2 tRNA genes are annotated in these 419 nt (G+C 46.8%); both read left to right on the top strand.

What is annotated here, in order from left to right:
* Positions 1–111 precede the first annotated feature (111 nt).
* Positions 112–185 (top strand) — tRNA-Ile (locus H3R21_RS07445).
* 50 nt (positions 186–235) lie between these two features.
* Positions 236–308 (top strand) — tRNA-Ala (locus H3R21_RS07440).
* Positions 309–419 lie beyond the last annotated feature (111 nt).

Here is a 419-nt window from a genome sequence, read left to right as displayed (position 1 = left end):
AGTAGAGATACTAGAAGAAGTCTTGTAAAGCAGGAAGCACATGAGTAGCGAGAACATTGTTTAGTTTTGAGGGTAGTACCTCAAAGAAGAAAAGACAGAAACGCTAGAGACGGGCCTATAGCTCAGCTGGTTAGAGCGCACGCCTGATAAGCGTGAGGTCGATGGTTCAAGTCCATTTAGGCCCATAGGCAAAGACAGCATAGCAGTCGATGTCTAAAGAAGATAATAGAAACACGGGGGCTTAGCTCAGCTGGGAGAGCACCTGCTTTGCACGCAGGAGGTCATCGGTTCGATCCCGTTAGCCTCCATCGGGTTCCAAAAGGAGCCCAATGGCTAGTACATTGAAAACTGAATATAATCCAAGAAAAACCGAGAAACAATCAAAGAGAACAGATTGCAAGAGCGACCGAGAGAGTTCG

This window comes from Lactobacillus sp. W8172, assembly GCF_016102055.1.
Classification (GTDB): domain Bacteria; phylum Bacillota; class Bacilli; order Lactobacillales; family Lactobacillaceae; genus Lactobacillus; species Lactobacillus apis_A.
Note: the sequence above shows the minus strand (reverse complement) of the source record. Positions and strands in the feature narration are given on the sequence as shown.